This is a genomic window from Pseudomonas sp. 22082, assembly GCF_052046055.1.
GTDB classification, from domain to species: Bacteria; Pseudomonadota; Gammaproteobacteria; order Pseudomonadales; family Pseudomonadaceae; genus Aquipseudomonas; species Aquipseudomonas pharyngis.
Window position 1 is genome coordinate 1 of sequence record NZ_JBQEQB010000047.1, and the last position, 4,622, is coordinate 4,622.

Here is a 4,622-nt window from a genome sequence, read left to right on the forward strand (position 1 = left end):
GATTGCAGCAGGTACGGGTCGCCCTGCTCCGCGCTCAAATGGTGATAAAGGATGCCTTCCTGCAACGGCGCCAGCGGATAAATGTCCTGCACGTTGGCGGCGCCACCCGGCACGCTGGCCACGATCCGATCGATGCTGGCCTGATCCAGTTCGGTCAGGCTCAGCAGCTCCGGGGTGATGTGGGCGCAGTCGGCAGGAATGCGATTGTCCGGCACTTCGATTTCGCGACCGCTGCCCACCACCACGGCCAATGCAGCCAAAGTTGGCTGGCTGAACAGCACGCGCACGTCGGTGTTGAGGCCGATCTGGCGCAGGCGTTCGATCAGACTTACGGCCAGCAACGAGTGGCCACCCAGTTCGAAGAAGTTGTCGTGGCGTCCGACCTGCTCCAGTTTCAAAACGTCAGCCCAGATCTGCGCCAGCGCAGTTTCCACCGGGCCTTGCGGGGCTTCGTATTCGCGGCTGAGCCAGGCGTTCTGATCCGGCTCCGGCAAGGCCTTGCGGTCGAGTTTGCCGTTGGCGGTCAGGGGCAAGGCGTCGAGGCGCACGTAAGCCGCCGGGATCAGGGCTTGCGGCAAACGGGTTTGCAGATGATTGCGCAGGGCTTCGATATCGGTCGGGGCTCGCTCGGTGAACCACACCAGCAACTGGCCGTCGCGCACCAGCGCCACCGCGTCCTGCACCGCCGGATGGCTGGCCAGCGCCGCTTCGATTTCCCCCAGTTCAACCCGTACGCCGCGCAGTTTGACCTGATCGTCGTTGCGGCCCAGGTACTCGATGTTGCCGTCTGCCAACCAGCGTGCGAGGTCGCCGGTGCGGTACATGCGTCCTTCGTTGAACGGATCATTCAGGAAGCGCTCGGCGGTCAGATCGGGACGGTTGAGGTAACCCCGCGCCACGCCCGCACCTGCGACATACAACTCGCCCGTGACGCCCACCGGCACGGGCCGTTGCTGCTCATCCAGCAGATAGACCTTGGCGTTGGCAATCGGCCGGCCGATGTGCAGCGGTTGCCCAACTTCGACCGGGCCGGACGTCGCGACCACCGTAGCCTCGGTCGGGCCGTAGTTGTTGATGACCGCGAAAGTCTGTTCGCGGTTGAACTGCCGCAGCTTGTCGCCGCCGATCAGCAAGGTACGCAAGGTCGGGTGTTGCAGCCCGCGGCTGAAGGCATATTCGGCCACCGGCGTCGGCAGGAAGCTGACCTGCAACGGCTGCGCCCGCCACCAGTCGAGCAGTTCGTCCAGGTGCTCGTTGCTCACCGATTCCGGCGGCAGGTGCAGGGTCGCGCCGACGCACAACGCCGGCCAGACTTCCCACGCCATCGCATCGAAACCGAGCCCGGCCACGCTGGCGGTGTGGCTGCCGGCGTGCAGGTCGAAGGCTTCGGCGTGCCAGTGCACAAGGTTTTCCAGGGTCGCGTGTTCGACCATCACGCCTTTCGGCTGGCCGGTGGAGCCTGAGGTGTAGATCACGTAGGCCAGGTTGTCCGGCGTCAAATCGGTGAGCTGCGGGTCTGCACTCGACAGGTTTTGCCAGGTCTCGCGGGCGAGATCGATCACCGGCACGCCCGTCTGATTCGGCAAATCGACGTCGCGAACCAGAACCACTGTCGGCGCACTGTCGGCCAGCAAGTATGCGATACGCTCGGGCGGATAAGCCGGGTCGACCGGTACATAAGCGGCGCCGGCCTTGAGGATCGCCAGCAAGCCGACCAGCATGTCCGGGCTGCGTTTGAGACAGATCGCCACTCGTGTCTCGGTAGTGACCCCCAGCCCCCGCAGATGATGGGCCAGGCGATTGGCGCGCTGGTTCAATTGCCTGAACGTCATGCGCTGCGTGCCCGCCTGAACCGCCACGGCCTCCGGCGTGCGCGCAACCTGCGCTTCGAACAGACGATGAACACCTTGCGCTGACGGGTAAACGGCGGAGCTCGCATTGAAGTCGCCAAGCAGCTGCTCGCGCGCCGCCGCTGACAGGACGTTGAGACGTTCAAAGGCCTGTCCGGGGTTGTCAGCCAACGCTGTCGCCAGCTCCGTGAGAGCGGTGTGCATCAGCTCGCAGACCCGCTGCGCCCCCACATGATCCGGGGTCAGCACCGACAGGCTGAAGCCATCGCCCCGGTCATTGATGCTCAGGGTCAACGGATAATTCGTGCGCCCGTCCTGGGCCAGGAATTCGATGCCTTGCCAGACCGGACAAACAGGCTCTCGCGCATCGTCGTGGCCGCTGTGTCGATAGTTGAGTACCGCGCTGAACAGCGGCAAAGGCGCGGCCACGGCGCTGCAACGCTGAGCCAGTGCCAGCGACGCATGTTCGTGTCCCAGTAAAGCCGCCAGCCGCTCATGAACCGTGCGAACCGCTTCACTCACACTCTGCCCGTCAACCTCCACGCGCAGCGGCAAGGTGTTGATGAACATCCCCAAAGCCCGATCCGCGCCCTCGCCGCCTTGCATGCGCCCCAGCAGCACGGTGCCGAACACCACGTCCCGGCGTCCGGAGGTCGCCGCCAGCACCCGCGCCCAGGCGAGATGAAACAGGCTCGCGACGCTGACCCCGTATTGCCGCGCCTGGCTGCGCAGGTGCCGATTCAATTCCACCGGCAGCGCCAGCGAGTGCTCCTCGATGTTGCGGCCGTCGCCCTGTACGTCCTGCAAGTCGAATGGCAGGGTCGGTTCGTCGATGTCGCCGAGCATTTCGCGAAAGAAGGTTTCGTGTTCGTCCTCGCTGATGCCTTGGCGGGCCTGATGGACGTAGTTGCGGTAGGGGGCGGCGGGCGGCAAAGACTCAACCTGCCCCGGCAGATACAACTGCATTTCCCGGCGAACCACCTCCAGTGCGGTGTGATCCAGCACGACGTGATGGAACAACAGCACACCTGCCACCCGGTCACGCAGCGGATCTTCGGCATATACCAGACGGATCAGCGGTGCCTGACCGAGGTCGAGGCGATAATCCCGGGCATCGAACCGTGCGCGCAACTGATGGAGGATATCGCCATCCAGCGGACTCAGAGCCACCGATTGCACCATCAGCGCAGCCTCTCGCCACACCACTTGCTGCGGGCTCGGCAATCCTTCCCACACCAGACTGGTGCGCAGGATGTCGTGGCGCGCAATCACCTTTTGCAAGGCGTTGGCAAAAGCGTGCAAGCGCTCGACGCTGGCAAAGGCCAGACATGATTGCAGCAGGTACGGGTCGCCCTGCTCCGCGCTCAAATGGTGATAAAGGATGCCTTCCTGCAACGGCGCCAGCGGATAAATGTCCTGCACGTTGGCGGCGCCACCCGGCACGCTGGCCACGATCCGATCGATGCTGGCCTGATCCAGTTCGGTCAGGCTCAGCAGCTCCGGGGTGATGTGGGCGCAGTCGGCAGGAATGCGATTGTCCGGCACTTCGATTTCGCGACCGCTGCCCACCACCACGGCCAATGCAGCCAAAGTTGGCTGGCTGAACAGCACGCGCACGTCGGTGTTGAGGCCGATCTGGCGCAGGCGTTCGATCAGACTTACGGCCAGCAACGAGTGGCCACCCAGTTCGAAGAAGTTGTCGTGGCGTCCGACCTGCTCCAGTTTCAAAACGTCAGCCCAGATCTGCGCCAGCGCAGTTTCCACCGGGCCTTGCGGGGCTTCGTATTCGCGGCTGAGCCAGGCGTTCTGATCCGGCTCCGGCAAGGCCTTGCGGTCGAGTTTGCCGTTGGCGGTCAGGGGCAAGGCGTCGAGGCGCACGTAAGCCGCCGGGATCAGGGCTTGCGGCAAACGGGTTTGCAGATGATTGCGCAGGGCTTCGATATCGGTCGGGGCTCGCTCGGTGAACCACACCAGCAACTGGCCGTCGCGCACCAGCGCCACCGCGTCCTGCACCGCCGGATGGCTGGCCAGCGCCGCTTCGATTTCCCCCAGTTCAACCCGTACGCCGCGCAGTTTGACCTGATCGTCGTTGCGGCCCAGGTACTCGATGTTGCCGTCTGCCAACCAGCGTGCGAGGTCGCCGGTGCGGTACATGCGTCCTTCGTTGAACGGATCATTCAGGAAGCGCTCGGCGGTCAGATCGGGACGGTTGAGGTAACCCCGCGCCACGCCCGCACCTGCGACATACAACTCGCCCGTGACGCCCACCGGCACGGGCCGTTGCTGCTCATCCAGCAGATAGACCTTGGCGTTGGCAATCGGCCGGCCGATGTGCAGCGGTTGCCCAACTTCGACCGGGCCGGACGTCGCGACCACCGTAGCCTCGGTCGGGCCGTAGTTGTTGATGACCGCGAAAGTCTGTTCGCGGTTGAACTGCCGCAGCTTGTCGCCGCCGATCAGCAAGGTACGCAAGGTCGGGTGTTGCAGCCCGCGGCTGAAGGCATATTCGGCCACCGGCGTCGGCAGGAAGCTGACCTGCAACGGCTGCGCCCGCCACCAGTCGAGCAGTTCGTCCAGGTGCTCGTTGCTCACCGATTCCGGCGGCAGGTGCAGGGTCGCGCCGACGCACAACGCCGGCCAGACTTCCCACGCCATCGCATCGAAACCGAGCCCGGCCACGCTGGCGGTGTGGCTGCCGGCGTGCAGGTCGAAGGCTTCGGCGTGCCAGTGCACAAGGTTTTCCAGGGTCGCGTGTTCGACCATCACGCCTTT

Annotated in this window: 1 protein-coding gene; it reads right to left on the reverse strand. The window is 64.7% G+C overall.

All coding sequences use genetic code 11. The features are described 5' to 3' along the window. Window positions 1–4,622 (reverse strand): amino acid adenylation domain-containing protein (locus tag ACTJK9_RS29475; RefSeq protein ID WP_440817852.1); only part of this gene is annotated, 4,622 nt, incomplete at both ends.